This is a genomic window from Morganella psychrotolerans, from assembly GCF_965118875.1.
Lineage (GTDB): Bacteria > Pseudomonadota > Gammaproteobacteria > Enterobacterales > Enterobacteriaceae > Morganella > Morganella psychrotolerans_C.
In genome coordinates, this window is the sequence record NZ_CBCPJD010000053.1 from 1 (window position 1) to 1,192 (window position 1,192).

The 1,192-nt window shown below is 52.6% G+C and carries 1 protein-coding gene; it reads right to left on the reverse strand.

Features of this window, described 5'->3' with window-relative positions; genetic code table 11:
* Positions 1-1,192: type VI secretion system Vgr family protein (locus ACMHKJ_RS19275; protein WP_413496457.1), on the reverse strand; the 1,192-nt coding region annotated here is incomplete at both ends.

Sequence of the window (1,192 nt, forward strand, 5' to 3'; positions counted from 1 at the left end):
ACTCACTAAATTAAGGGCATCATCCAGTTGCTGACGGGCTTCTCGCATATCCAGTTGTTCAGACGAGGCTTTGGCACGTAAATCAGTGCTGATAAACAGCCCTTTACCGGCGCGGATAGCCCCCCAGCTGTCCGTGCGAAGTTCAAACCCGTCCCCGCGCTTTTCACGCCCCTGATTAACCAGATGACCGATACTGAGCTGGGATTTTCCCCCGTATTCGGTGCTGAGCCTGATGTGCTCTTGTCCGCGCTTGTCTTCCATCCGTAATTTGTTGTTGGCCGGGGTACGGATAATATTGCGGGTGTTATTTTTATCGGTGATGTGATCAGGGCGATAAGAGTCATGCAGGGCATGGGCGATATACGGCCGGTCAGGATCGCCCTCGTGAAACGCAACCGCCACTTCGGTCCCCTGAATTAAGGGAAAATGCATCCCGTAGGTATCACCGGCGTACGGTTTGGCAAGGCGCACCGGCATACTTTCATAGCCTGTGGCTTTTTCATCACGATCGGCATCAAATTTAACCCAATAAAAACCGTGTTCATCCTGGTGAGCGTAAATATCGTTGTCTTTGGCGCTGGTGATGCGCGCCATGAGTGTGCCGGCAATTACAGGGCGGGGTATGAGTTCAGGGCGCCAGCACAGGCGTTCAGCATAGGGTGCGGCATCGAAATGGATCACCAGTGCCCGGCTGCGGGCGGCGGAAAAATGTAAACGCGTGATTAAAATCTCAGACTGAAAATCGGCCGGCAGGACAGAGGGCAAATGGTTATCACTGATGCGCAGTACCATTAAGGGCGTTAACGCTGCGGCATTACTTTTGCCGCGCAGTAATGTTTGTTTTGCTGAAAACCGCTCATGATCCAGTTTTGCCCAGAAATGGGCGGATTCAGTTTCCGGCTTATATCTGTCCCCCCGCTCAAGGTGTCGGGCACGGTAATGGTAGACATCGCCGTAATTTATCTCATCATTATCCCCGCGTGTTATATCGGTTTCGGCGGACTCCAGGGGCTGTTGTGCCTGACGGTGGTTATAGTCTTTTGTCGTGACACTTTTTTCGACGACCTGATGACGCAGGGAGAGCGCCCAGACACTTTCAGCGCCATTATCATTCATGCCTGACGGGCTGTTCAGCGGCAGTTGCATGTCATACAGATAGCCGCGCTGACTGTCGCTGAAATGAATCACTTCT